Origin of the sequence: Thiohalophilus thiocyanatoxydans, assembly GCF_004366735.1 — a bacterium.
GTDB classification, from domain to species: domain Bacteria; phylum Pseudomonadota; class Gammaproteobacteria; order UBA6429; family Thiohalophilaceae; genus Thiohalophilus; species Thiohalophilus thiocyanatoxydans.
The window spans coordinates 256,545-283,076 of the sequence record NZ_SOQX01000001.1 but is presented as its reverse complement, the minus strand read 5'-3'; the positions used below and the strand labels follow the sequence as shown (position 1 = coordinate 283,076).

General features: G+C 59.4%; 26 protein-coding genes. 19 read left to right on the top strand and 7 right to left on the bottom strand.

Features of this window, described 5'->3' with window-relative positions; all coding sequences use genetic code 11:
* Nucleotides 1-166: 166 nt before the first annotated feature.
* From EDC23_RS01265 to EDC23_RS01220, 10 genes are all read left to right on the top strand, one after another.
* On the top strand, nucleotides 167-877 hold the full coding sequence (locus tag EDC23_RS01265) for an MlaC/ttg2D family ABC transporter substrate-binding protein (RefSeq protein ID WP_134080458.1): 711 nt from the start codon (nucleotides 167-169) through the stop codon (nucleotides 875-877).
* A gap of 309 nt (nucleotides 878-1,186) precedes the next feature.
* Nucleotides 1,187-2,143, top strand: coding sequence for a bile acid:sodium symporter family protein (locus EDC23_RS01260; protein WP_134080457.1), 957 nt, complete (start codon nucleotides 1,187-1,189; stop codon nucleotides 2,141-2,143).
* A gap of 69 nt (nucleotides 2,144-2,212) precedes the next feature.
* Nucleotides 2,213-2,752: an ATP-dependent protease subunit HslV gene (gene hslV / locus EDC23_RS01255; protein ID WP_134080456.1), complete on the top strand. Its 540-nt coding sequence runs from the start codon at nucleotides 2,213-2,215 to the stop codon at nucleotides 2,750-2,752.
* 26 nt (nucleotides 2,753-2,778) lie between these two features.
* Nucleotides 2,779-4,128 carry an ATP-dependent protease ATPase subunit HslU gene (gene hslU / locus EDC23_RS01250; RefSeq protein WP_134080455.1) on the top strand — a complete coding sequence of 450 codons (1,350 nt, stop codon included), beginning with the start codon at nucleotides 2,779-2,781 and terminating at the stop codon, nucleotides 4,126-4,128.
* Nucleotides 4,129-4,174: 46 nt separating this feature from the next.
* A complete protein-coding gene (locus tag EDC23_RS01245) occupies nucleotides 4,175-4,558 on the top strand; it encodes a gamma-butyrobetaine hydroxylase-like domain-containing protein (RefSeq protein ID WP_134080454.1) in 384 nt (127 codons plus the stop codon).
* Nucleotides 4,559-4,992: 434 nt separating this feature from the next.
* Nucleotides 4,993-5,736: a bifunctional demethylmenaquinone methyltransferase/2-methoxy-6-polyprenyl-1,4-benzoquinol methylase UbiE gene (gene ubiE, locus EDC23_RS01240; RefSeq protein ID WP_134080453.1), complete on the top strand. Its 744-nt coding sequence runs from the start codon at nucleotides 4,993-4,995 to the stop codon at nucleotides 5,734-5,736.
* Complete coding sequence (locus tag EDC23_RS01235; protein ID WP_134080452.1) at nucleotides 5,733-6,236, top strand: RDD family protein; 504 nt, start codon at nucleotides 5,733-5,735, stop codon at nucleotides 6,234-6,236. The genes ubiE and EDC23_RS01235 overlap by 4 nt, the downstream gene beginning before the upstream one ends.
* Nucleotides 6,233-6,871, top strand: a complete 639-nt coding sequence (locus tag EDC23_RS01230) for a ubiquinone biosynthesis accessory factor UbiJ (protein WP_134080451.1) — start codon at nucleotides 6,233-6,235, stop codon at nucleotides 6,869-6,871. The genes EDC23_RS01235 and EDC23_RS01230 overlap by 4 nt, the downstream gene beginning before the upstream one ends.
* A gap of 129 nt (nucleotides 6,872-7,000) precedes the next feature.
* On the top strand, nucleotides 7,001-7,180 hold the full coding sequence (locus EDC23_RS01225) for a hypothetical protein (RefSeq protein WP_134080450.1): 180 nt from the start codon (nucleotides 7,001-7,003) through the stop codon (nucleotides 7,178-7,180).
* A gap of 90 nt (nucleotides 7,181-7,270) precedes the next feature.
* On the top strand, nucleotides 7,271-8,602 hold the full coding sequence (locus EDC23_RS01220; protein WP_134080449.1) for a 6-phosphofructokinase: 1,332 nt from the start codon (nucleotides 7,271-7,273) through the stop codon (nucleotides 8,600-8,602).
* 146 nt (nucleotides 8,603-8,748) lie between these two features.
* Here the strand turns inward: EDC23_RS01220 and EDC23_RS01215 are convergent, their stop codons facing one another.
* Nucleotides 8,749-9,789: an aminopeptidase gene (locus tag EDC23_RS01215; RefSeq protein WP_166668738.1), complete on the bottom strand. Its 1,041-nt coding sequence runs from the start codon at nucleotides 9,787-9,789 to the stop codon at nucleotides 8,749-8,751.
* A gap of 105 nt (nucleotides 9,790-9,894) precedes the next feature.
* On the opposite strand from EDC23_RS01215, the gene EDC23_RS01210 reads away from it, so the two are divergent.
* The 4 genes from EDC23_RS01210 (at nucleotide 9,895) to EDC23_RS01195 (ending at nucleotide 14,471) form a co-directional block, all read left to right on the top strand.
* Entirely contained in the window at nucleotides 9,895-10,830 is a 936-nt protein-coding gene (locus tag EDC23_RS01210) for an AAA family ATPase (protein WP_134080447.1), read from the top strand.
* A 7-nt stretch (nucleotides 10,831-10,837) separates the two neighbouring features.
* Nucleotides 10,838-11,791 carry a DUF58 domain-containing protein gene (locus EDC23_RS01205; RefSeq protein ID WP_166668737.1) on the top strand — a complete coding sequence of 318 codons (954 nt, stop codon included), beginning with the start codon at nucleotides 10,838-10,840 and terminating at the stop codon, nucleotides 11,789-11,791.
* A 5-nt stretch (nucleotides 11,792-11,796) separates the two neighbouring features.
* On the top strand, nucleotides 11,797-13,791 hold the full coding sequence (locus tag EDC23_RS01200; protein WP_134080445.1) for a transglutaminase TgpA family protein: 1,995 nt from the start codon (nucleotides 11,797-11,799) through the stop codon (nucleotides 13,789-13,791).
* Between the two features lie 179 nt (nucleotides 13,792-13,970).
* Complete coding sequence (locus tag EDC23_RS01195; RefSeq protein ID WP_134080444.1) at nucleotides 13,971-14,471, top strand: potassium channel family protein; 501 nt, start codon at nucleotides 13,971-13,973, stop codon at nucleotides 14,469-14,471.
* Nucleotides 14,472-14,564: 93 nt separating this feature from the next.
* Here the strand turns inward: EDC23_RS01195 and EDC23_RS01190 are convergent, their stop codons facing one another.
* From EDC23_RS01190 to rpmH, 6 genes are all read right to left on the bottom strand, one after another.
* Nucleotides 14,565-15,380 carry a M48 family metallopeptidase gene (locus tag EDC23_RS01190; protein ID WP_134080443.1) on the bottom strand — a complete coding sequence of 272 codons (816 nt, stop codon included), beginning with the start codon at nucleotides 15,378-15,380 and terminating at the stop codon, nucleotides 14,565-14,567.
* A gap of 20 nt (nucleotides 15,381-15,400) precedes the next feature.
* Nucleotides 15,401-16,732, bottom strand: a complete 1,332-nt coding sequence (gene mnmE / locus EDC23_RS01185) for a tRNA uridine-5-carboxymethylaminomethyl(34) synthesis GTPase MnmE (protein ID WP_317622972.1) — start codon at nucleotides 16,730-16,732, stop codon at nucleotides 15,401-15,403.
* Nucleotides 16,733-16,819: 87 nt separating this feature from the next.
* Entirely contained in the window at nucleotides 16,820-18,520 is a 1,701-nt protein-coding gene (gene yidC / locus EDC23_RS01180) for a membrane protein insertase YidC (RefSeq protein ID WP_134080441.1), read from the bottom strand.
* Nucleotides 18,521-18,742, bottom strand: a complete 222-nt coding sequence (gene yidD / locus EDC23_RS01175; protein WP_134080440.1) for a membrane protein insertion efficiency factor YidD — start codon at nucleotides 18,740-18,742, stop codon at nucleotides 18,521-18,523.
* Entirely contained in the window at nucleotides 18,727-19,086 is a 360-nt protein-coding gene (gene rnpA, locus EDC23_RS01170; RefSeq protein ID WP_134080439.1) for a ribonuclease P protein component, read from the bottom strand. The genes yidD and rnpA overlap by 16 nt, the downstream gene beginning before the upstream one ends.
* A gap of 14 nt (nucleotides 19,087-19,100) precedes the next feature.
* Nucleotides 19,101-19,235, bottom strand: a complete 135-nt coding sequence (gene rpmH / locus EDC23_RS01165; RefSeq protein WP_134080438.1) for a 50S ribosomal protein L34 — start codon at nucleotides 19,233-19,235, stop codon at nucleotides 19,101-19,103.
* 243 nt (nucleotides 19,236-19,478) lie between these two features.
* Between rpmH and dnaA the strand changes: the two genes are divergently transcribed.
* The 5 genes from dnaA to EDC23_RS01140 all read left to right on the top strand — a co-directional run bounded on the left by dnaA (nucleotide 19,479) and on the right by EDC23_RS01140 (nucleotide 26,513).
* Complete coding sequence (gene dnaA, locus EDC23_RS01160) at nucleotides 19,479-20,867, top strand: chromosomal replication initiator protein DnaA (RefSeq protein WP_134080437.1); 1,389 nt, start codon at nucleotides 19,479-19,481, stop codon at nucleotides 20,865-20,867.
* 225 nt (nucleotides 20,868-21,092) lie between these two features.
* On the top strand, nucleotides 21,093-22,193 hold the full coding sequence (gene dnaN / locus EDC23_RS01155) for a DNA polymerase III subunit beta (protein ID WP_134080436.1): 1,101 nt from the start codon (nucleotides 21,093-21,095) through the stop codon (nucleotides 22,191-22,193).
* Nucleotides 22,194-22,203: 10 nt separating this feature from the next.
* A complete protein-coding gene (recF, locus tag EDC23_RS01150; RefSeq protein ID WP_134080435.1) occupies nucleotides 22,204-23,280 on the top strand; it encodes a DNA replication/repair protein RecF in 1,077 nt (358 codons plus the stop codon).
* Nucleotides 23,281-23,308: 28 nt separating this feature from the next.
* Nucleotides 23,309-25,729: a DNA topoisomerase (ATP-hydrolyzing) subunit B gene (gene gyrB / locus EDC23_RS01145; RefSeq protein ID WP_134080434.1), complete on the top strand. Its 2,421-nt coding sequence runs from the start codon at nucleotides 23,309-23,311 to the stop codon at nucleotides 25,727-25,729.
* Nucleotides 25,730-25,895: 166 nt separating this feature from the next.
* A complete protein-coding gene (locus EDC23_RS01140) occupies nucleotides 25,896-26,513 on the top strand; it encodes an aldo-keto reductase family protein (RefSeq protein ID WP_134080433.1) in 618 nt (205 codons plus the stop codon).
* The last annotated feature ends 19 nt before the right edge of the window (nucleotides 26,514-26,532 follow it).

Genomic DNA, 26,532 nt, shown 5'->3' with positions numbered 1-26,532 from the left:
CCCGGGAAAACGGCCGCGTCCGGTCTCAATCTGGGCCACCTGCCTCTCCTGTAATAAAGTGAACTGATACCCCATCCAGGTATCGAAGTTACATCGACGATATAATAAGCTTGTGCTGATTGAGCATATCGTAACCCACACTGATTTTAAACGGGAGCCGCGCGCCATGAATATCCTTACTGCCAGCCCGAACCACCGTCGCACGTTCCTGTTGCGCCTGCCCCGTCTGTTCAGCGCGCTGCTGCTGGCCCTTTTCCTGTCGCTGCCGGCCCAGAGCGTAACCGCTGCCGACGAGCCCGATAAAGCCCGGCAGATTCTGGAAGAGGTCGCCCGGGAGATGGTCCAGGCCACCAACGCGCGCCGCGACGAGATCAAAGCGGACCCCAAGGTCGTCGAGGAGCTGGTCGAGGAGCTGTTGTTGCCCCATATTGATCTGCTCACCGCCTCGCGCTGGGTCCTGGGCAAGCACTGGCGCACCGCCAGCAAGGAGCAGAAGCTCAACTTCATGCGCCACTTCCGTGGCATGCTGCTGCGCTTTTATTCCACTGCCCTGGCCGATTACCTGAGTGAAAATACGGTGGATGAAGATCTCATTCGCTTCCAGCCGGTACGCGCCGAGGCCGATAGTGACGACGTCACCGTGCGCTCGCGCGTCCATCCGCCAGGCGGCGACAGCATCCCGGTCAACTATCACATGCACCTGACCGACAAAGGCTGGAAGGTCTACGATGTCTCCGTCGAGGGGGTCAGCGTGATCACGACCTATCGCAACAGCTTCAACGATGAGATCCGCCGCGATGGCCTGGACAAACTCATCGCCCGCCTGGCCGACAGGGACAGCGATCTGATCAAAGAGCCGCCGGGCGCCAACGGCTGAGAACAGAAGCGATTGCGACCACTTGACCGGGTGACTTAAACAATCAGGAAGTTGGTACAGCCTGTACCAACTTCCCGGCCTGTATCAAGGATACTTTCAGCCATACGGTATCAGCTTTCCGATCATCCTTTTAAAACATGACAAAACACAACCCGCATAGCCTTTTTCTGCTAACTGTCAGCTGAAAGCCTGCGACTTTCAAAATCGCCAACGTCTTAATCGAACAGGCCAGTGGCCGCAGAAAATAATCTGCCGCAAAACATACATTGTTGTGCTGAGTTCTCACCGACTTATCAGTAAACTGCCCGCATGTTTATTTTCCGTTTCATCGCCAACGCCCTCGCACCACTGACTTTGATCGCGGCGGCAATGGCCTGGTGGTATCCGCCGCTGTTTTTGATCTTCAAGCCGATCTTCATCTGGCTCTTCGCGGCGACCATGCTGGCGGTGGGCGTGACCCTGGATCGCGACGAGCTGGTAACGACGCTCAAACAGCCGTTGCAGATCGCCCAGGGCGTGGCGACACAATATGTGCTAATGCCGTTGCTGGCGTTCGGAATCGTCACCCTGGCAGATCTGCCGCCGGCGCTGGCGCTGGGCTTTATTATTGTCGGCTCTGCGCCGGGTGCGATGGCCAGCAATGTGATGGTCTATCTGGCCGGCGGGGCGGTGGCCCTGTCGATCGCCATGACCACGGTCTCCACCCTGCTCTCGCCAATGCTGACCCCGGCACTGGTGGAGTGGCTGGGGGGACAATTTCTTCCGATCCCCTTCGCGGCGATGATGCGCACCATCGTGATCACCGTGGTGCTGCCCATCGGGCTGGGTTTATGGCTGCAACCTTACCTGGGTCGCCATCTGGCGACCGCCCGCGACGTGGCGCCGGGGATCGCGGCCGGCGCGATTATTATCATCTGCGCCTACGCCATGGCCAACGCGGTCAGCCACAACGCCCTGGCCATGCAGGATTACGGTCTGTCGGTGCTGGGGCTGGTCATCCTGCTCAACGCCCTGGGCTATGCCGGGGGCTGGGCCCTGGCACGACTGTACGGCTTCGATCGGCGCCGGCGTCTGACCCTGGCGATCGAGATCGGCATGCAGAACGCCGGACTGGGGGTCGTTCTGGCGCTGGCCCATTTCGCCGATCAGCCCCAGACCGCGCTGCCCGGGGCGGTATTTGCCGTGTGGTGCATCGTCACCGCCGCCGGGGCCACCCACTGGTTCCGACGACACGGGGTGACTCCGGCTGCGGATAGTCCCGCCTGAGCCGCAGGGTTTTTTGTCACTCTCCCTGGTGTACAATGCCCGCCCCCGTGACAGCGACAGGAGCAGGCGGTGAAACAGTTCGACGGTACGACAGTGCTCTGCGTGCGGCGCGACAACAAGGTGGTGCTGGGCGCCGATGGCCAGGTCAGTTTTGGCGACACGGTGATGAAGGGCAACGCCAGCAAGGTGCGCCGGCTTTACCACGGCAAGGTGCTGGCCGGCTTTGCCGGCGGCACCGCCGACGCCTTTACCCTGTTTGAATACTTCGAGGGCAAGCTGGAGAAACACTCCGGCAACCTGGTGCGCGCCGCCGTGGAGATGGCCAAGGACTGGCGCACCGACCGCGCCCTGCGCCGGCTCGAGGCCCTGCTCACCGTGGCCAACAAGGACGCCATGCTGGTCATCTCCGGCAACGGCGATGTGGTCGAGCCGGAACATGCGCTGGTAGCGATCGGCTCCGGCGGCCCCTACGCCCAGGCGGCGGCCCGGGCCTTGCTGGAGAATACCGAACTCGATGCCCGCGTAATTACCGAGAAGGCCTTGAATATCGCCGCCGACACCTGCATCTATACCAACCATAATCTGGTCATCGAAGAACTCGACACCTGAAACCCGACTCTAATCAAGGCCCCTGCATGTCCCAGATGACGCCCCGCGAAATTGTCCAGGAGCTGGACAAACACATTATCGGTCAGTCCGCCGCCAAACGGGCGGTGGCCATTGCTCTGCGTAACCGCTGGCGGCGCAGTTGTGTGGATCCCGAACTGCGCAACGAGATCACGCCCAAGAATATCCTGATGATCGGCCCCACCGGGGTGGGCAAGACCGAGATCGCCCGCCGCCTGGCACGCCTGGCCAATGCCCCGTTTATCAAGATCGAAGCGACCAAGTTCACTGAAGTCGGCTATGTCGGGCGTGATGTGGAGTCGATTATCCGCGATCTGGTCGAGATCGCCATCAAGATCACCCGCGAACAGGAGATGGACAAGGTCCGTCACCGGGCCGCCGATGCCGCCGAGGAGCGGGTACTGGACATCCTGCTGCCGCCGGCGCGCAGCAGCGTGGGGTTCGGTGGCGAGCCGGAGCCAAGCGGCGGACCGGAGCAGGAAAACGCCACCCGCCAGAAATTCCGCAAAAAGCTGCGCGAGGGGGAGCTGGACGACAAGGAGATCGAGATCGAGGTCAGCGCGGCACCCATGGGCGTGGAGATCATGGCCCCGCCCGGCATGGAAGAGATGACCAATCAGTTACAGGGCATGTTCCAGAACATGTCCGGCCAGCGCACCAAGACCCGCAAGATGCCGATCCATCAGGCGCTCAAGGCGCTGACCGACGAGGAGGCCGCCCGGCTGGTCAACGAAGAGGAGATCAAGGTCAAGGCGGTGGACAATGTGGAACAACACGGCATCGTCTTCCTCGACGAGATGGACAAGATCGCCAAGCGCAGCGAGAGCTCCGGCACCGATGTCTCCCGCGAAGGGGTACAGCGGGATCTGTTGCCGCTGGTGGAAGGCTCCACCATCAGCACCAAGTACGGCATGGTGCGCACCGACCACATCTTGTTTATCGCCTCGGGCGCGTTCCATCTGTCCAAGCCCTCGGACATGATCCCCGAACTGCAGGGCCGCTTTCCGATCCGGGTGGAACTGGAACCACTGACGACCGAAGATTTCGTGCGCATCCTCACCGAGCCCGATGCCTCGCTGACCGAACAGTATCGCGCGCTGTTGTATACCGAGGATGTCAGCCTCGAATTCACCGACGAAGGCATTCACCGCCTGGCGGAGATCGCCTGGCAGGTGAACGAACGCACCGAGAACATCGGCGCCCGGCGTCTGCACACCATGCTGGAGCGCCTGCTGGAACAGATTTCGTTCGATGCCTCGGAGCGAGGCGGCGAGCAGGTCAAAATCAGCGCCGACTATGTGGATGAAAATCTTGCCGAGCTGGCGCAAGATGAGGATCTGAGTCGTTATATTCTGTAAGCGCGCCGCGCCGGACAGACTCACCGTACTATAGAGGTTATCAAGCATGAGCAACATCAAACCGACCGAAATCAATTTGCACCAGGCATCCCATGTGCTGGAGATCGCCTTCGACGACGGCAGCCGTTTCGAATTGCCCACCGAATATCTGCGGGTCTATTCCCCCTCCGCCGAGGTCCAGGGCCATGGGCCGGGACAGGACAAACTGCAGATCGGCAAGCAGGACGTGAACATCGAGCGCATCGAACAGGTTGGCCACTACGCCATCCAGCTGTTCTTCGACGACAACCACGACACCGGCATCTACTCCTGGGACACGCTCTATAATCTGGGCAAGAACTACGACGAGCTGTGGCAGAAATACCTGGATCGGCTCAAGGAAGCGGGCAAGGAGCGGCCCGAGCCCGAACACCTTAAAAACAGGGCCTAGGGACGAGTTACGAGGAAAAGCTTAACCACGAAGGCTCGAAGACACGAAGAAAAATATAACACTTCGAGTCTTCGTGACTTCGTGGTGAAAAATCTACCTCTCGATATGCTGACGCTTTGCGAAGTTTGTAAGCCCTCCCGGGGAGCACCAGGTCGCAATTTACGGTGAATAGGGTAGAATTTATAGCGGTCCATGAGGATGTGAACACGCCCTAAAACAGGGCCTGGGGACGAGGAAGAGCTTAACCACGAAGGCTCGAAGACACGAAGAAAAATATAACACTTCGAGTCTTCGTGACTTCGTGGTGAAAAACGTCCCTCCCGGTATGACGACGTTTTGCAAAGTTTGCATAACCTCCCGGTTGGCACCAGGTCGCAATTTACGGTGAATAGGGTAGAATTTATAGCAGTCCATGATGATGTGAACCCGCCACTATGAAAAAGACCACCCATTTCGGTTTTGAGGAAGTTCCCTACGAGGAGAAGGTGCGCAAGGTCGCGGGGGTGTTTCATTCGGTCGCGGGCAAGTACGATCTGATGAATGACCTGATGTCGATGGGCGTCCATCGGCTGTGGAAGCGTTACACCCTGGATATGAGCGGGGTGCGGCGCGGGGATCATGTGCTGGATCTGGCCGGCGGGACCGGCGATCTGGCGGAAAAATTCTCGCGCATGGTGGGGCCGCAGGGGTCGGTGACCCTGGCCGACATCAACGACTCCATGCTGAAAATGGGCCGCGAGCGGCTGGTCAATGACGGGATCGTCGGCAATCTCCAGTATGTGCAGGCCAATGCCGAGTGTCTGCCGTTTCCCGATAACCATTTCGATGCGATCACCATCGCCTTCGGCCTGCGCAACGTCACCGACAAGGAGGCCGCGTTGCGCTCCATGTTGCGGGTCCTCAAGCCGGGCAAGCCGCTGCTGGTGCTGGAGTTCTCCAGGCCGGTGATCAAGCCGCTCAATCCGATCTATGACGCCTATTCCTTCAAGGTCCTGCCCCTGCTCGGCAAGCTGTTCGCCGATGATCCGGACAGTTACCGCTATCTGGCCGAGTCGATTCGCAAGCATCCGGATCAGGAGACGCTCAAGGCGATGATGGAGGAGGCCGGCTTCGAGCAGTGCGCCTATTACAACCTGAGCGGCGGGATCGTCGCCCTGCATCGCGGCTACAAACTATGAGCGCCACGGCGACCAGAACGCAGTATGCCGGGTTCTGGCGCCGTCTTCTGGCACTGGTACTCGACAGCGTTCTGTACACCGCCCTGATCCTGCCCCTGCTGGTGATGACCTACGGACCCGGCTATCTGCGCTGGTGGCTGGGTGACAGTAGCGAGCTGGCCAGTTACGGCTTCCTCGATTTGTTTTTGACCTATGTATTGCCGTTTATCGCGGTGGTCGCCTTCTGGCGCACCTGGCAGGCGACACCCGGCAAGCTGCTACTCAACTGCCGGGTAGTGGACGCCCGCACCTTGCAACCGCTGGGCCTGCGCCAGGCGATCATTCGAGCCCTGGCTTATATCCTCTCGGCCCTGCCGTTGTACCTCGGCTTTGTCTGGGCCGCCTTCGACAAACGCAAACAGGCGCTGCATGACAAACTGGCCGGCAGTGTGGTGATTCAGGTGATCGACGACGACAGTCATCTCACCGTGCAACAGTGGCAAGAGCGGGTGAAAGTATGAGCCTGGCGGCCGAAGGGTTGGTCTACGTCGAAGCGGCGGTGGAAACCGCGCTCAACCAGGCCCTGCGCCTGGATCCGGTGGCGTTTGCCCGGCTGGAACAGTTCGAAGGCAAGACCATCGCGCTCGAATTGCAGGGTACCGGTCTCACCCTGATGCTGTGGCCGGGTCGGGACGGCATTCAGGTCATGAGCACCTCGGTGGAAGAGGCGGACACGGTGATCAGCGGCACGCCACTGGCCCTGGCCGAACTGAGCTTCGGTGACGCCCGACGTGTGCTGTTCGCCGGCGAGGTGACTATCCGTGGCGACGTGGAGACCGGGCAAGCCTTCAAGCGTCTGCTCGATAACCTGGCGATCGACTGGGAAGAACACCTCAGCCGCCTCAGTGGTGACGTGGTAGCGCACCACATCGGGGACGTGTTCCGCGGCCTGCAGCAATGGGGCCGGCAGGCCCGACAGGTTCTCGGCCGCAACCTGGCCGAATACCTGCAGCAGGAGAGCCGCCAGCTGGCCACGCGCGAGGCGGTCAACGCGTTCGTGCGCGAGGTTGACCAGTTGCGCGATGACAGCGAACGCCTGCAGGCACGTCTTGCCCTGCTCCAGCAACATCTGCAAAATAGCGACAAAAGATCATAAAGCTCGCTTTGCCGGCCATATAAAAGTTCACTTGCACCCGTATCTCAGGCGCTCAGAATAGGGCGTCATGCAATTTTGGAGGTATTGCGGTATGCTTTGCCTTTCCATCTGCTTGAAGGAGCAGGAATCATGACTCAGCCCCCGGGCTTCAACAGTGCGAAGCGCCGCGCCGTCGACAATACCCTGCAAAAACGGTATAGACAGCCGCTCGGTGCCGGTACAAAGCCGGCCGATCGTCTGATCGCCTCTCTGCGGGGGGAGACCGGCCTTGCGTTGCAGAATAAGCCGGTCAGGGCGTTCAATCCGTAATTTTTACAATGCCTGCTCCGTGCAGGCATTGTTGTTTTGATTATGACAAAAACCCGTACCACCATATCCAGTTAACAAGGGGAACCGAACATGGCTGCCAAGAAAAAGGCCAAAAAGAAAGTTGCAAAGAAAAAGACCACCAGTACCCGGCGCACGAAAAAAGAGGCGCCCAAAAACGCCTTTTACGCCCAATCCGGCGGTGTCACTTCGGTAATCAACGCCAGTGCCGCGGGCGTGATCGAAACCGCGCGCAACAACAAAAACAAGATCGGCAAGGTCTATGCCGGCCGCAACGGCATTATCGGCGCGCTGACCGAGGATCTGATCGATACCAGCAAGGAGTCTGCCTCCGCGATCAAGGCACTGCGCCACACCCCCGCCGGCGCTTTTGGTTCCTGCCGTTATAAATTAAAGAGCCTGGAAGCCAACCGCCGCGAATATGAACGGCTGATCGAGGTGTTCGAAGCGCACAACATCGGTTACTTCTTCTATAACGGTGGCGGCGACTCGGCCGACACCTGTCACAAGGTCTCCATGCTCTCGGAGAAGATGGGCTACCCGGTACAGGCGATTCATGTACCCAAGACCGTGGACAACGATCTGCCCATTACCGACAATTGCCCCGGCTTCGGTTCGGTGGCCAAGTACATCGCCGTCTCCACCCGCGAGGCGAGCTTCGACGTGCAATCCATGGCCAAGACCTCAACCAAGGTTTTCGTCCTAGAAGTCATGGGTCGCCATGCCGGCTGGATTGCCGCCGCCGGTGGCCTGGCCTCCAGTGAAGATACCGAGATCCCGATCGTCATCCTCTTCCCGGAAGTCAAATTCGATCAGAAAAAATTCCTGGCCAAAGTCGACAACATGGTCAAAAAACACGGTTACTGCTCGGTTGTGGTCTCCGAAGGGGTACAGTGGCCCGACGGTCGTTTTCTGGCCGAATCCGATCGCAAGGACGCCTTCGGCCACGCCCAGCTGGGCGGTGCCGCCACGGTGATCGCCGAAATGGTGGGTAACGAGCTCGGTCACAAGAACCACTGGGCCGTCGCCGATTACCTGCAACGTGCCGCGCGTCATATCGCCTCCAAGACCGATGTGGATATGGCCTATGCCATGGGCAAGGCGTCCGTGCAGCTCGCCATCAAGGGTCACAATGCGGTGATGCCCACGGTGGACCGCATCTCCAACAAACCGTTCAAATGGAAAGTCGGCATGGCCCCGCTCTCCAAGGTCGCCAATGTCGAGAAGATGATGCCGAAAAACTTCATCACCACCGACGGCTTCGGGATCACCAAAAAATGCCGCGACTACATGCTGCCGTTGATCAAGGGCGAGGACTATCCGCCCTACAAGGACGGCCTGCCCAAGTACGTGCGGCTGAAGAACGTGGCTGTTCCGAAGAAGCTGAAAAAGTTCAGCGTATGACCGGTTAACAAAAACAACCATAAAGCAGTAAGAAGTTGGGGCGGTTTTTACCGCCCCGTTTTATTTACAAAAGCAATAATGTTGAGTTCTGAGTACTTAGTACTTAGTACTTAGTACTTAGTATTGAGGGTAAGCTGATTTTCCATTTATTCAACGTTATTGAGCAATGCGGCTTTTCGCTGCCCGGGGGGAAGTTTTGCGAGCCGCTCTACTGCCGTATAGAAGGCCGCCAGATCGCCGTTATGCTGCTCGAGCAACCTTTCAAAGCGAGCCACATGCTCGCGATAGGTGGCAACCAGTGCCAGATGGGCGTTGTTCAGCGGTTGTTGCATCCATTCATCATAACCGCCGTACCCGTTCCACTGCCGTTTTAGCTGTCGATACGCCTGCTTGAGATCGGCAAAGTGCTGCCGCTTTTGCTCGCGCTTGATCCTGTCCGGTTGCTCGCTGGCATACAGTTTCGCCAGTTTTTCCCGGGTCTCCAGCAGCAGCCCATGGAACCGGGCACGACGTTGCACGGTTTGTTGATAGCGATCGGCTGCTTCGTCCATGCCCTGTGCCTCGAACCAGCGCCGGACACCCACTTGCTGAACAAACACGGCAAACCCTTCGTTAAACGCCGGATCGTCGTCGATATAGATCTTCTGATGCGCCAGCTCATGGAACAACACACCGAGACGGTGCGCCTCATCGTGTAACAGCATGGTGTTGAGCAGCGGATCATCAAACCAGCCCAGGGTGGAATAGGCGCGGGCACCTGCCACATGGGTATCATCGCCTTGCTCTTGCAGCTGCCTGGCATACGCGTCTGCCTTGTGTTCGGAAAAATAACCGCGATAGCTAAAACATCCGACAAGCAGGAAACACCACTGCCGGGGCTCGACCGACAGCTCGGGCGTGGCGATCACATTCCATACCGCATACGGGCGATCAATATCGGCGTAGTAACGATAACTGTCATTATCCGGCAACAACAGCGCCTCGACGGCAAAGCGGCGCGCCTGCTGGATCTGCAGCAGGGCGTCGCGCACCGTTTCACTGGTCGCGGGATCCTTGACGACCTCCCCGACCGGCCGCTGGCGGTTGAGTATCTCGGCATGGCCGTTGACCGCGCCGAGATAATAGGAAAGAGTGCTGCAACCCGGCAGGGTGATGACGATCACAAACAACAGCAGGAGGGTACGCACAGGGTCGCCTTTTCGGTAAATTGTCGACGGGCGGCGCCGATACAGGACCGCATCTACTCTATATAATAGTGTGTCAGATTTTCCACACCTTTCGAGCGAGTCATTATGGACACTCCGGTCAAACCCGACACCCGCCCCCTGCACCAGGCCATCGCCCGTCTCGGCGAGATCATCGTCGGCAAGCAAGAGGCCATTCAGCTGGCGGTCACCTGCCTGCTGGCCCGCGGCCATTTGCTGATCGAGGATCAGCCGGGGGTGGGTAAAACCACCCTGGCCCATGCCGTCGCCGCGGTGATGGGGCTGCAGTATCAGCGTATCCAGTTTACCAGCGACCTGCTGCCGGCCGATATTCTCGGGGTCTCGATCTTCGAACAGGCGACCAGCCGGTTCACCTTTCATCCGGGGCCGATCTTTGCCCAGCTGATCCTGGCCGACGAGGTCAACCGCGCCACCCCCAAGACCCAGAGCGCCCTGCTCGAGGCGATGGAAGAACGTCAGGTCACCATGGAGGGGCAGACCCGGCCTCTGCCCGAACCCTTTTTCGTCATCGCGACCCAGAATCCCACCTATCAGATCGGCACCTTTTCCCTGCCGGAATCACAACTGGATCGCTTTTTGATTCGCCTGGAACTCGGCTATCCCGACGCCGATGCCGAGCGCGCGCTATTGAGCGGCGTGGATCGCCGCGACATGCTGGAGCATCTGAGCCCGGTCCTCACTCCCGACGATCTGCTGGTTTACCAGCAGGCGGTCAGCCGCATCCATGTCAGTGACGGCTTGCTCGATTATCTGCAGGCGATCATCGCGCTGAGTCGCGAACTGCCGGAGATCGCCAGCGGCCTGTCCCCGCGCGCCGGGCTGGCACTATTGCGCGCGGCCCGGGCCCGGGCGCTGCTGGCCGATCGGGATCATGTCCTGCCCGACGATCTGCAGGCGGTCCTGCCCGGGGTGGTAACCCACCGGCTGCGCCCGGCGACCGGCGAGAGCGGCCATGTTGTCGAGCGGCTGGTGCAACAGCTGCTGGATGTCCCGATCCCCTGAGCCGGGTATGCGTACCACTTCACTGATCCGGCGTTTCAACCTGGCGCGCTTTTTCCAGGGTGACGCGCCCAGCCCCGCGCCCTGGCGGCTCAACCGCCGCAACGTCTATATTCTGCCGACCCGGCAGGGGATCTTTTTCGGCGTGACCCTGGCGGTGATCCTCCTCGGCGCGATCAACTACAGCAACAGCCTCGGTTATTTTCTCACCTTCCTGCTGGGCAGCATCGCCCTGGTCGGTCTCCTGCACACCTACCGTAATCTGCTGCAACTGCAACTGCGGGTGGCAACCATCAATCCGGCCTTTGCCGGGGGCGAGGTCAGCGTGCCGGTGGTACTCGAAAATCCCGGCCCGACCCCCCGCTATCGCCTCGCGATCGCGTTCGCCGACCAGCCGCCCGTGATCTGCGAGCTCCCGCCCGGTCGCCACACGACGGTCACATTACACAAACCGGCCGGAATGCGCGGCTGGCAGCCGGTTGGTCGCTTTACCCTGGGCTCCACCTTTCCCCTCGGGCTGTTCCGCGCCTGGAGTCACGTGGTGCCGGACGAACAGTACCTGGTCTACCCGGCGCCGGCGACCGGCGCCGGGCTGCCGCAAGCCTCTCGCTACATGGCCAGTCTGCTGGGGGATCAGGGCGTTGGCAGTGACGACTTTGCCGGGCTGCGCGGCTATCGCGGGGGCGACTCGCTCAAACACATCCACTGGAAAGCCCTGGCCCGGGAACAGGGCCTGCTGACCAAACAGTTCGGCGGCGATCGCAGCGAACGTCTCTGGCTGGACTGGCGCATGCTGGCGGGAATGGATCCGGAGAGCCGGCTCTCCCGGCTGTGCCGCTGGGTGCTGGAGGCCGAACAACAGGGTCTGGAATACGGCCTGTGGCTGCCCGATCAAATCCTTGAACCGGGCCACGGCCCGCAACACCGGCAACAGTGCCTCCGGGCGCTGGCCCTGTTCGGCTGAAGTCGATGTTAGGTTTTCGATCCCTCTCCCGCCCACCACTGGCCAACGGCCTGTTACTGCTCGCGATACTGCTGGTGATCCTGCCGCATCTGCCCCATTTGCCGATCTGGCTCGCCTTGGCGGGGCTGCTGGCAATCGGCTGGCGCCTGTTACACGATACAGGGCGGGTCCCGCTTCCCGGTCGCCTGGTGCGTACTGGCCTGGTGGTGCTGGCGATTCTGGCGCTACTGGCAACCTATCGCACCCTGGTCGGCCGCGAAGCCGGCAGCGCCCTGTTACTGTTGATGCTGACGCTCAAGCTGTTCGAGATGCGCAGCTGGCGGGATGTCACGGTCGTGGTCTTTCTCGGCTTCTTTGTCATGGTGACCGCCTTTTTGTTCAGCCAGTCCCTGTTGATGGGGATCTACACGCTGGGGGTCGTGACCTTGCTGGTTGCCAGCATGATCAGCTTTCAACTCCCGGCACAGCCTTTTGCGCGACAACCCTTGCTGCGTGACCTGCGCCTGGGCTCGCGGCTGCTGCTCCAGGCACTGCCGGTGGCGTTGATCCTGTTTCTCCTCTTCCCGCGCATTCCCGGTCCCCTGTGGGGGCTGCCGGAAGACGCTACCACTGGACGGACCGGTTTGAGTGATGAAATGGCGCCGGGGCGCATCAGCCGGCTGGCCGATTCGAATGCCGTGGCGTTTCGAGTCCAGTTCGATGGCCCGGTGCCGGCCCCGGAACAACGTTACTGGCGCGGCCCCATACTCTGGCAATACAACGACAACAAATGGCAAACCCGGCCGCATCAGATCCGCCTGCTCCAGCAGTTTGATCTGAGATTTCAGGGGCAGCCGGTGGACTATCAGGTGACGCTCGAGCCGCATAACCGCCAGTGGCTGTTCGCGCTGGATATGCCCGCCACGCTGCCGGACAACGCGCAGGTCAACAGCGAATACCAGCTGCTGGCCCGTCGGCGTATTGATGAAGCCTATCGCTACCCCATGCGCTCCTACCCGGATTATCAACTGGATCCGCAGGTACTGGCGGAGCGGGCGCGTTACCTGAGCCTGCCCGCAAACACCTCCCCACGCAGCCGCGAACTGGTGGCGGAACTGGCGGCGAAGACCGACTCGGCGAGCGAACTGGTGGAGGCGGTGCTGGATTATTTCGCCGATCAGCCGTTTTACTATACCCGCGAACCACCACTGCTGTTCGATGATCCGGTGGACGAGTTTGTCTTCGAAACCCGGCGCGGCTATTGCGAGCACTACGCTTCCGCCTTCACCGTGATGATGCGTCAGGCGGAGATTCCGGCGCGGGTCGTGACCGGCTATTACGGCGGTGAAATGAACCCGCTGGCCGATTACATGATCGTGCGCCAGTCCAACGCCCATGCCTGGAGCGAAGTCTGGCTGGAGGGACGCGGCTGGGTGCGGATCGATCCCACCAGTGTCATTCCCCCCTCGCGCGTGGAGCTGGATGCCGATCTGGCTTCGCGCCAGCCCGAGGTGCGCAGCCAGCTCGATGCGCAACGCTCCTGGCTGCAAAAATCGCTGCGCCAGGCCGGGTTTGTCTGGGACGCGCTCGACAACCGCTGGCAGCAGTGGGTGATCGGCTATAACCGCTCGCAACAAAATGCCCTGCTCAAGGCACTGGGGCTCGACGACATCAACTGGCGCACTCTGATCATGCTGCTGTTTATCGGCATCGGCGTCGCTCTGCTGGTCATTGCCGCCGTGCTGTTCCGTCCGACGCCACGCTCGGCGCCGGGCAATCGCGCGGCGCGCCTCTACCGGCGGTTTTTGCGTAAACTGGCGCGACGTGGCTGGCAAAAAGCGCCCGGCGAAACGCCGGCGCGGTTTTGCCGACGCGTCGCTTATCAACAACCGGGCGTGGCCGACGCGGTTACACATATTACCCGTCACTACCTGCAGTTACGCTATGCGCCGCTGAACGGGGATCAATACCGCCGGCATCTGAAAAGCCTGCGCCGTGCCGTACGCCGCTTTTCACTCTGACCGCCGCCAACCCGGCGTGACAAGTGCGCCATCGCTTTAACCTAATCGGATCGCATACCTGGAGAACAGCGCGATTCACGCCTTCCTTTTTCCGGCAACAAAGTCTGTGGCTTGCTGTGCCCGCCGTGATCCATCATCTACACTCAATGGACTTTCATAACCCCCATCCGGAATGACCCATGCGCCGTCATACACCTCACACCCGACTCAAGCGTTTTATCAGCGATGTTTATACCCATACCCCGCTAACCAAAATGGTGTTGCTGTTAATCATCCTGTGGCTGGTTTTCTCCCTGGGACTCTATCTGGTCGAGCGGGGAATTGCGGGATCGTCCATCCAGAGCTATTCCGAGGCGCTGTACTGGGGGGTTGCCGCCTTTTCGACTGCGGGCATTGCCGATACACCGGTCTCGGGGCTGGCCAGATTGATCGGCGGGGTGTGGATCGTTATCGGATCTTTGCTGTTTTTTGGCACGATTGTCGCTACCGTGACCACCTATTTCATGCGGCCCATGCAGCGTCCGCACAAGAAGATCATCGACACCATTGAATATAACCTTGAACAGCTCGATGCACTGAGTCTGGATGAGCTCGATCTGTTAAAAGAGACCGTGGATGGCCTGATTACCCATGTCGAACAACTCAAGGCGAAGCATTTGTCCGCGCATACGCCGGAATAAGCTTTGTCGGTGTCGATAAACGTTCTGACTACAGACATTCCGCACACCCGCCGCGTACAAAGCGCACCCTGTTCGGGAAGTCGGATCGCCTGTTCAGCGCGCCAGGGTCACCGGGGCCACGGGGCCAAGTGTCGCGGGCTGCAGCTTGCGCATCTTCGGCACCAGTTTGCCGAGCGTTGCCTGACGATCGCCCGGCGCGGGATGGGTGCTGAGAAACTGCGGCGGGCCGCCGCCGCCGACCTTCTCCATCTTCTGCCAGAGCGTCACCGCCGCCGCGGGATCGTAGCCGGCCCGCGCTGCCAGCTCGATCCCGATGCGATCGGATTCGGATTCCGCCGTCCGGCTGTTGGGCAGCTGTACCGCCAGTTGCGCCGCAATGGCTCCGGCGGTCATGCTTGTATCCGAGGCATCGGTCGCGATGCCGACCGCGGTGACACCCACCTGCGTCATCATCGCCACCGACATCTGCTCGGCGGTATGGTTGGCCAGCGCATGGGCGATCTCGTGGCCCATGATCTGGGCCAGCTCGGCATCGGTCAGTTTTAACTGTTCAAGCAGTCCGGTATAGACCGCCATGCGCCCCCCGGCCATCGCCCAGGCATTGACGGTTTCGGCATCGTCGATGACCGCCACGCTCCACTTCCAGTTTCGGGTGCGCGGATACTGCTGCTCTGCCACATAAACCACCCGGCCGGTGATCGCCTGTATCCGTTTATTGATCGCCGGATCGTTGAGCAGCTTGTTTTCCTCGCCCAGCGCCTTGACCGTGTTGACATACGCTTTTTCCGACTCGACGATGGCGGTCTCGGGTGAAACCAACATCAGTTGCGAGCGTCCGGTGGGACTGGTGGCGCAGGCGCTGACCAGCGCGATGCTCAGCAGCAATAATCCGTAGTGTCGTCCTTTCATCGTCGTGCTCCCTTGTGCGGCTATTTACCGATACAGAAACTGGAAAAGATTTTCCCGAGCAGATCATCGCTGCTGACTTCACCGGTAATCTCGCCCAGTACCTGTTGCGCCTGGCGCAGATCTTCAGCCAGCAGTTCGCCGGCCCCGTGTTCACTTAACTGGGCTGTGCCATTGGCGATCAACTCATCGGCCCGTTGCAGCGCATCAACATGGCGGCGTCGCGCCATGAACATGCCCTCACCCTGTGGAGTATAGCCTACGCAGGCCTTGAGGTGATCGCGCAACAGATCGATGCCGAGTTGCCCGGTCGCCGACAGGTAAAGCCGGACACTCTGTTCATCTTCATCCAAACGGGCTGCCTGCCCGGTAAGATCGATCTTGTTATACACCCGGGTGACCGGCAGGTGGGCGGGCAGTTGTTGCAGAATCTGTTGCTCGGGCTCGCCAAACCCCTGGCGATCATCGATCAACAGCAGAACCCGATCGGCCTGTTCGATCGCCTGCCAGGTGCGTTCCATCCCCAGTCGCTCCACCTCATCACCCCCCTCACGCAGACCGGCGGTATCGATAATGTGCAACGGCAGGCCGTCGATGCTGATCTCCTCGCGCAACACGTCGCGGGTGGTCCCGGCAATGTGGGTCACGATGGCCGATTCGCGGCCGGCCAGGGCATTGAGCAGACTCGATTTACCGGTATTGGGTCGCCCGGCCAGCACAATGCGCATCCCTTCGCGCAGCAGTTGTCCCTGGTGGGCCTGTTTGATCACCTCGTTCAGCTCGCGCTGTAACCAGGCCAGTTGCTCGGTGACCCGTCGATCCGAGAGAAAGTCGATCTCCTCCTCGGGAAAGTCGATGGCCGCTTCCACATAGATGCGCAGTTCGGTCAGTTGTTCGACCACACTGTGAATCCACTCGGAGAAGACCCCCTGCAGGGAGCGCTGCGCCGAACGCGCCGCCTGTTCCGAGCCAGCCTCGATCAGATCGGCGACCGCTTCCGCCTGGGCCAGATCCAGTTTGTCATTGAGATAGGCCCGTTCGGAAAATTCCCCCGGCCGGGCCAGCCGCGCCCCCAGCGCGATCACCCGCGCCAGCAGCATATCCATCACCACCGGACCGCCGTGGCCCTGCAATTCCAGCACATCCTCGCCGGTAAACGAGTGGGGAGCGGGAAACCAGAGCGCCAGACCGGTATCGATGGCCTGGTCGGCATTATCATAAAAGGGGCGGTATTCGGCATGGCGGGGGCGAGGCAGCTCGCCAAGCACCGCCCCGGCGATCGCCGCGGTGGCCGGGCCGGAGACGCGAATGATCCCGACGCCTCCGCGCCCCGGCGGGGTAGCCAGGGCGGCGATGGTGTCGGGGGCGTAAGCGCGGGAACGCGTTAAATCGTCAGTTGAACCGGGATTAACGCGATCTCGCGAACTCACGCCCTCGCCACCTCACGCCTTCACCACATAGCGCGTGATGTAGTACTGCTGGGCAATCGACAGAAGGTTGTTGACCACCCAGTAGAGCACCAGCCCCGCCGGGAAGAAGGCGAAGAAGATGGTAAACACAAACGGCAGGAACATCATGATCTTGGCCTGGATCGGATCCAGCGGCGCCGGATTGAGTTTCTGCTGCACGAACATGGTGACCCCCATCAGCAAGGGCAGGATAAAGTAGGGATCCGGGGCGGACATATTCTGGATCCAGAGAATCCACGGCGCCTGGCGCATTTCCACGCTCTCCAGCAACACCCAGTAGAGGGCGATAAAGACCGGAATCTGCACCAGGATCGGCAAGCAGCCGCCCAGTGGATTGATCTTCTCCTTCTTGTAGAGATCCATCAGCGCCTGGTTCATCTTCTGGCGATCGCCGGCATGTCGCTCCTTGAGCTGCTTCATGCGCGGCTGCACCCGGCGCATGTTGGCCATGGATTTGTAGCTTGTTTCAGAGAGCTTGTAGAACACCAGCTTGATCAGGATCGTCAGCAGCACAATGGACCAGCCCCAGTTGCCGACAAAATCGTGAATGAAATCGAGAATCCAGAACAGCGGCTTGGAGATGAAATGGAGCAGGCCGTAATCAACGGTCAGATCCAGCCCCGGCGCCACCTCCGCGAGACGTTCCTGCAATTTCGGCCCGACAAACAGGCGGTTGCTGAGGGTCTGTTGTTCACCCCCACCGACCCGCAGCTCGTCGGCCGACTTCATGCCGAGCACATAACGGGTGTCGTTCTCGATATAGCGGCTGTAGAAGGTTTGTTGCTTTTCCGCGGGGGGAATCCAGGCACCGACAAAATAGTGCTGGATCATGGCCGCCCAGCCACCGGTGATCTTGCGTTCCAGATCGTCGTCCTGCATGTCGGAAAAGTCGATCTTCTCGTACTTCTCTTCCGGCGAGTAGATCACCCCGCCCATATAGGTGTAGACGAACTGGGGCGTGTCGATTTCCGAGACCTGGGTACGCTGCAACTGGGTATAGAGGTTCCCCCGCCACAGCCGATCCGTCGGGTTGTTGACGGTGTGTTCCACATCGATCAGATAGTCGCCGCGGCTGAACCTGTAGGTCTTGATAAACTCCACGCCCTCGGAACTTTCCCAGACCAGATCCACGCTCAGGCTGTCGTTACCCTCGCGCAGCCGATAGCGCGTCGCATCGGCCTGATAGCGACTGTAATGGTTGGGGGCTTCCAGCAGACTGTCATCACCCTCACGCTCGCGCTTGGCGGTAAAACCGGACTGGCTGACAAACAGGTTGGGCAGTTTGTCATTCATCAACACCACCGGCTCGTCCGGCTTGTCGCTTTCAACCGGATACTCGAGCAGCTCCACCTTGCGCAGATCACCGCCGACGGTATCAATCTCCGCACGGAACACATCAGTCACGACTTCGATGCGTTGCTCGCTTTCCAGCACGGTTCCGCGCTCATTGCCGCTGGCGGGAACATCCGACGCTTCCGGGCTCTGGTCCGACCTGGACGCCGAATCGGCGCCCATGGGCACATCGCTGCGATCCGGTTCCCGGTCACCGGATTGTTCCGTTTGTTCGCGCGACTGGGAAGTGGGTTCGGGGCCAAAATCCCGTTGCCAGGCGTCCCATAACAGAAACAGGACGATCGCAAGGGCAATGAATAAGAGCGGGCGTTGTTGTTCCATTTACTTCTTCTTCTCGGGTACCGGGTCGATACCTCCCTCATGCCAGGGATGGCATCGACTGATGCGTTTGACGGCCATCCAGCCGCCCCGCAAAGCACCGAACCGGCTGACGGCGGTCTGGGCATATTCGGAACAGCTGGGATAATAACGGCAATGCGGGCCCAACACCGGACTGATCAGATAGCGATAGCCACCGATTAACAGAATCAGGAGTCTGCGCATACCGTTGCCAGTTTTTGCCAGTGTGATTCCAGCACGTCGCGTAACTCCCGGTTACTCAACCGGTCCGCGCCGCCACGTGCCAGCATGACAATATCCCATCCTACCAGTTTCGTCTGCCAGGCGCGAAAAGATTCGCGAATCTGACGTTTGATACGGTTGCGATCCACTGCGCGTCTGATGTGACGCTTGGGAATCGCCAGACCGAGACGGGCATAGGCGTGCTGATTGGATCTGACCAGCATCGTCAGATGGGGGTGGTTAAAGCGCCGGGGATGAGCAAAAACGTGCCGGAAGTCGGAGGAGGTCAGCAGCCGCTGTTGCCGAGCAAAACGCCCGGGAGTCATACACTGACTCCGGATCAGACGGCCAGACGATGGCGGCCTTTGGCGCGACGCGCGTTGAGGACCTTGCGACCACCGCGGGTTTTCATGCGGGCGCGGAAACCGTGCGTCCGTTTGCGTTTCAGATTGCTGGGCTGGAAAGTACGTTTCATGACCTAAACCATTGTTAATCGAACGATTTTATCGGCCATTCAGGCCGGCCGATTTGCCCCGAAAAAGGTCGGCAACAATACTGCGCCGGCCGCCGTCTGTCAACTGTTTGACGGCCAAATCCCGCATGAAAAAAGGGCCCACCGGTCTGTGGATAACTTTCGGTGAAGGGTATAGACTTGGTGCCCCCTGTCCGGGGATCAAAATAACAACCCATCTCACTTACAAGTTTCAGGGGGAGAAACGTGTCCGATTCGCTATGGGATCAGTGTTTGCAGCGCTTGCAGGGGGAGCTGACAGCCCAGCAGTTCAATACCTGGATCCGACCCCTGCACGCGGTTTACGACTCCCATACCCTGCGTCTGCTGGCGCCCAACGCGTTCGTCAAAGAGCGGGTAGAAAGCAACTTTATGACGCAAATTGCCGCGATCGCCTGCGATCTGGCCGGTTTATCCGTGCCTATCGTCACCGAGGTCGGTACTCAGGCACTGAGCGACACGCCAGCAACGCCGGCGGCGAGCCCGGCAACAGAGAATCCGTCGCCGGCCGCCAGCGATGAGCCGGCGACGACGCCCCGCAGTGCCACCGTCACCGCCCAGCCGGTCAGTTCACGCAATACCAGCCTGAACCCGAACTTCACCTTCGACAATTTTGTCGAGGGCAAATCCAACCAGCTGGGCAAGGCCGCCTCCTTCCAGGTGGGGGAGAACCCGGGCAAGGCCTACAACCCGCTGCTGATTTACGGCGGAGTCGGCCTGGGTAAAACCCACCTGATGCATGCGGTCGGCAACATGATCGTGCAGCAAAAACCCAATGCCAAGGTAATTTATCTCCACTCCGAGCGGTTTGTCGCCGAGATGGTCAAGGCCCTGCAGCACAACACCATTAACAACTTCAAACGTTTCTATCGCTCGGTCGATGCCCTGCTGATCGACGATATCCAGTTTTTCGCCGGCAAGGAGCGCTCCCAGGAGGAGTTTTTCCACACTTTCAACTCCCTGCTCGAAGGGGGCCAGCAGGTGGTAATGACCTGCGATCGCTATCCCAAGGAGGTCGACGGCCTGGAAGAGCGGCTCAAATCCCGCTTCGGCTGGGGACTGCCGGTGGCCATCGAGGCGCCCGAGCTGGAGACCCGGGTGGCGATCTTGATGAGCAAGGCCCAGCTCTCCGGCATCGAGATGCCCAGCGAGGTGGCCTTTTTCATCGCCAAGCGGATCCGCTCCAACGTGCGGGAACTGGAAGGCGCCTTGCGCCGGGTCATCGCCAACGCCCACTTTACCGGCCGGCCGATCACCATGGATTTCGCCAAGGAGGCACTGCGGGATCTGCTGGCCATCCAGGACAAGCTGGTTACCATCGACAATATTCAGAAAACCGTGGCCGAATATTTCAAAATCCGGGTCTCGGATCTCCACTCCAAACGGCGCAACCGCTCCATCACCCGGCCGCGCCAGATCGCCATGGCCCTGTGCAAGGAGCTGACCAGCCACAGTCTGCCGGAAATCGGTGATGCCTTCGGGGGACGCGACCACACCACCGTGCTCCATGCCTGCCGCAAGGTGGAAGAACTCAAAGAAGGGGATCAACGGATTAACGAGGATGTCTCCAACCTGTTAAGAACCCTGAGCACATGATGCGTATAAGCTGTGAACAAGCTGTTTTCAACTTGACCCTTCTCGATCGGATGCGGCATCCTCACAGTTTATCCACAGCTCATACCGTCTTCATACCGGGATTGTCTGCCACTTGTTAGGCAAGATAAGTCCATAATGTACAAACAAAAAATCGACTTATTAACTATTTTTGTCTGGACTAATAGATCTAACAATAAGAAGATATATATTTAGGTATTTAATATAATGAATATCACTCTTGAACGTGAATCCCTGTTGCGCCCACTCCAGGCGGTAGGCAGTGTTGTCGAACGACGTCAGACATTGCCGATCCTTTCCAATATCCTGTTTTCCATCGATGGGGGGAAATTGACCCTGACCGGTACGGATCTGGAAGTGGAAATGGTGGCGCAACTTCCGGTAGAGACGCCCGACAGCGGGGACATTACCCTTCCGGCAAAGAAGTTCATCGACATCTGTCGTGCTCTGCCGGAAAACGCCCGGCTCGATCTCAAGCTCGAGCAGGACAAGGCGATCATTCGTTCAGGACGCAGCCGGTTTACCCTGGCCACCATGCCGGCTGCCGAATTTCCCAATATCGATCCCATCGAGTCACCGCTGGAGTTTTCCATCTCCCAGCAGCAGCTGAAAAAACTGATCGAACAGACCCAGTTTTCCATGGCCCAGCAGGATGTGCGTTACTACCTCAACGGGTTAATGCTGGAGCTGAGTCAGAATGTATTACGCGCCGTGGCCACCGACGGGCACCGCCTTGCTGTCTGTGAAGTGGATGCCGAGCTGCCGATCACCGAACCCCGCCAGGTGATCCTGCCGCGCAAAGGGGTGACCGAGCTGATGCGCCTGCTGGAGGAGAGCGAGACCACGGCCCGCATTCAGCTGGGGGAGAACCATATTCGGGTCGAATTGCCGGATATCAGTTTCACTTCCAAGCTGATAGATGGAAAATTCCCGGATTATCAACAAGTTATACCAAAAGATCCGGCTCGTATTGTTACCTGCGAGCGCCAGCCGCTGTATGAAGCGCTGCATCGTGCTGCGGTACTGTCCAATGAAAAATACCGCGGAATGCGACTGACCCTCTCCGCCAATCAACTCAAGGCGACGGTCCATAACCCCGAGCAGGAAGAGGCCGAGGAAGAACTGGAAGTCAGTTACGACGGCGACGAATTCGAAATCGGTTTCAATGTGAGCTATTTCCTCGATGCGCTCTCCGCGCTGAAATCGGATCAGGTGACCATCGGGATGATCGATGCCAACCACAGCTGCCTGATTCAAGGGAACGAGGATCACAACAGCCGCTATGTGATCATGCCGATGCGGCTCTGATGTCAGCCGAATGAGTCTGGTCCATCTGGAGATCGCCCGGGTTCGCAATTTGAGCTCGGTACGGATAGTCCCCTGTGACCGGATCAATCTCATCCACGGCCAAAATGCCAGCGGCAAGACCAGCCTGCTCGAGGCGATCCATCTGCTCTCCCTGGCCCGCTCTTTTCGCACCCATCCGATCCAGCACGTCATTCAACGGGATCACGCCAGCCTGACCGTCTTCGGCCGGATTCAGGGGCGGGGCGGGCAAACCACCGCCGTGGGCATTGAAAAGGGGCGGGATCTAACCCGTATTCGGATTAACGGCCAGACAGTCCAGAAAAGCTCGGCACTGGCGGCGGTTTTACCGGTTCAGATCATCAATCCCGATATCCACCGCATCCTGGAGCAGGGACCCCGCTATCGTCGCCAGTTTCTCGACTGGGGCGTGTTCCACGTGGAACATACCTTTTTGCCGGTGTGGCAGGCCTATCACAAGGCGTTGCGACAGCGAAATGCCGCGCTGCGGGCCCAGTCGCCGCCCGCCGAAATTCGCTACTGGGACACCCAGTTGATTGAACACGGTCAGCAGTTGACCGCCCTGCGGCAAAACTATGTCGCCGCATTAACACCCTGGCTGACCCGCTATTGCCAGGCCCTGCTGGGCAGTGCGCCCGAGGTGCATTATCAGCCGGGCTGGGCCCAGGATCGTGATTTTCAGGCGGCGCTGGAAAAGGGGTTTGAACGGGATCGCCAGCAGGGGTTCACCCACAGTGGGCCCCACCGGGCCGATCTGGTCTTGCGCCAGGAGAAGATGCCGGTACAAAACCACTTTTCCCGTGGTCAGCAGAAATTGCTGGCCAGTGCCATGCGCCTGGCGCAAATCGCCCAGTTTCGGGACGTGCGCGATCAGATCCCGGTGCTGCTGGTCGATGACCTGCCCGCGGAGCTGGATCCCGATCGGCGTGCCCGCCTGCTCTCCCTGCTGGTGGAGTCGGGTGCCCAGCTGTTCATTACCGCCACCGAAACGGGACTGATTGACACCACAGGTTGCGAACCGGTCAAAGTGTTCCACGTGGAACACGGTGCGGTGCAAGAAGTGGTATAATAGTTAACCGACTGGAGGTCCCCACCTAATGAGCGAAAAAATCTACGATTCCTCGAATATCAAGGTTCTGAAAGGGCTGGATGCCGTTCGCAAACGGCCCGGTATGTACATCGGTGACACCGATGACGGCACGGGCCTGCACCACATGGTTTTTGAGGTGGTGGATAACTCCATCGACGAGGCTCTGGGCGGCTATTGCAAGAATATTGAAGTGACCATCCACAGTGACGCCTCCGTGACGGTCCGCGACGACGGCCGCGGCATACCGACCGATCTGCACGAGGAGGAGGGGAAATCGGCGGCGGAAGTCATCATGACCGTCCTGCACGCCGGCGGGAAGTTCGATGACAATTCCTACAAGGTCTCCGGCGGACTCCATGGCGTGGGGGTGTCGGTGGTCAATGCGCTTTCCGAGCAGCTCAAGATCACGATTCGCCGTGACAACAAGGTTTATCAGCAGGAATACCAGCTGGGCGAGCCCCAGTATCCGCTCAAGGTGATCGGCGACACCGAACAGAGCGGTACGGAAATCCGTTTCAAGCCGAGTACCGAGATCTTCACCGATACCGAATTTCATTACGATATCCTGGCCAAGCGACTACGCGAATTGTCCTTTCTCAATTCGGGGGTACGCATCGTCCTGAACGATGAGCGGGAGCCGGACAAGCAGGATGTCTTTGAGTACGATGGGGGCATCCGGGCCTTTGTCGAACACCTCAATCGCAAAAAGACCCCGCTGCACGAAAATGTCTTCTATTTGAATACCGAAAAAGACGGGATCTGGGTCGAGCTGGCCATGCAGTGGAATGACTCCTATCAGGAGAATATCTACTGCTTTACCAACAACATTCCGCAGCGCGACGGCGGCACCCACCTTTCCGGATTCCGTACCGCGCTCACCCGGACGCTTAATAATTACATTGAAAATCAAGGGCTTGGAAAAAAGGCCAAGGTCAATCCCACCGGCGACGATGCGCGGGAAGGGCTCTGTGCCGTGCTCTCGGTCAAGGTCCCTGATCCCAAGTTCTCCTCCCAGACCAAGGACAAGCTGGTCTCTTCCGAGGTCAAAAGCGTGGTCGAATCGCTTATGGGTCAGAAGTTCAGCGATTACCTGATGGAAAGCCCCTCTGATGCCAAAGCCATCTCGTCGAAAATTGTCGACGCCGCCCGGGCGCGCGAGGCCGCGCGTAAGGCTCGCGAAATGACCCGCCGCAAGGGGGCGCTGGATGTGGCCGGGTTGCCGGGCAAGCTGGCCGATTGTCAGGAGAAGGATCCGAGTCTCTCCGAGCTGTTCCTGGTGGAGGGCGACTCAGCCGGCGGTTCGGCCAAACAGGGCCGGGATCGCCGTGCCCAGGCGATTCTGCCGCTCAAGGGCAAGATCCTGAACGTGGAAAAGGCCCGTTTCGACAAGATGCTCTCCTCGGTGGAAGTGGGCACCCTGATTACCGCCCTGGGCTGCGGGATTGGCAAGGACGAGTTCGATATTAACAAGTTGCGTTATCATCGCATCATTATCATGACCGATGCCGACGTGGACGGCTCCCATATCCGCACCCTGCTGCTGACCTTCTTCTATCGCCAGATGCCGGAGCTGATCGAACACGGTTATATCTATATCGCCCAGCCGCCGCTGTACAAGATCAAAAAGGGCAAACAGGAGCGTTATCTCAAGGACGATCCCGAACTCAACGCCTATCTGTTGCAAATGGCCCTGGACGGCGCCGAGTTGCATGTCAACGAGACCGCGCCGCCGCTCAGCGGGGAGGCGCTGGAAGAGCTGGCCCGCCAGCACATGCTGGTCAATGATACGCTGCGGCGGCTGAGCCGGCGCTACCCGCAAATCGTGCTGGAGAAGATGATCTACATGCCCGGGCTCAAGGCTGAACAGCTGCTGGACAACGACGGCATGGCCCAATGGTTTGGCGAACTGCAGCAACGTCTGGAAAATGATGACACCACGAATAAACGGTTTGATTTCAAGTTCAACAGCGACGCGAATGAAAGCGGCAGCTGGCAGGTGACCGTGACCGCGACGCGCCACGGCATCAGCAGTGATTACCGGTTTACCCGGGAATTTTTCGAAATGGGCGAATACCAGGCGATTCGCACCCTGGGCGAACAACTCGATGGCTTGCTGGAGACCGGCGCCTTTATCCAGCGCGGCGAGAAACGTCAGCCGGTGGTCGCCTTCCGTCAGGCGATGGAGTGGTTACTCGAGGAGGCCAAGCGCGGCCAGCATATCCAGCGCTACAAAGGGCTGGGTGAAATGAATCCCGAACAGTTGTGGGAAACCACGCTGGATCCCGAATCCCGACGTCTGTTGCAGGTGCAGATCGAGGATGCCATCGCGGCCGATGAAATCTTTACCACCCTGATGGGCGATCAGGTCGAGCCCCGTCGCGACTTCATCGAAGCCAACGCCCTCAATGCCAACAACCTTGATGTCTAAAAAAACGATGTCTAAAAACACGATATCTGACCAGTAGACCTGTTTTACCTCCGGTCATGTCTCATTGTCGTGACCCGGGGGTCGGCGTAAAGTCGTTCACTGAGTGAAGTCTGCCGCAACGGCGGCTAACAACGGTGTCTGAAACGGCTATGCCAACCCACCCATCATGACTGATCTGTACTGCGATCCCGGCTTTGAGCAACTGCTGGCCCAGCACTTTTCGCTTGCCACGCTGGAACAGCAGCCGGGAACGGTGTATGGCCTGTGGCCGGATCTGACCCTCGCCTATATGAATCCGGCCTGGTTCCGTTTTGCACGCGATAATCAGGGCGAACCGGCCATCAGCTGGCAGTGGCAGCGGGGGCGCGCGGTAACCGAGGCCCTGCCGGACGTGTTGCATCCCTTTTATGTCGAGTTGTATCTGCGTGGCCTGGAACAGCAAGACGACAGACCGCTGGAACATGCTTATGAGTGTTCCTCACCGGAGCAATACCGGCGGTTTAGTATGACACTGCATAATCTCGGCTACGGAGCGGGACTGCTGATTATCAATTTTGAGCGGCAGGTGGCACAACACCGGCGTATTCCCCGGCAGGGCGATCCGCGTTCGTATGTCGATGATCGGGGCTATCTGGTTCAGTGCAGCCATTGCCGCTGCTATCGACACAATCAACAAAAAAATCACTGGGACTGGATCCCGACCTGGTTAGCAACTCCGCCGGACAATCTCACCCAGACGCTTTGTCCTGACTGCTTTAATCATTACTACAGCTTTACCGGCTGATCCCGGCGCGACGCCCCCT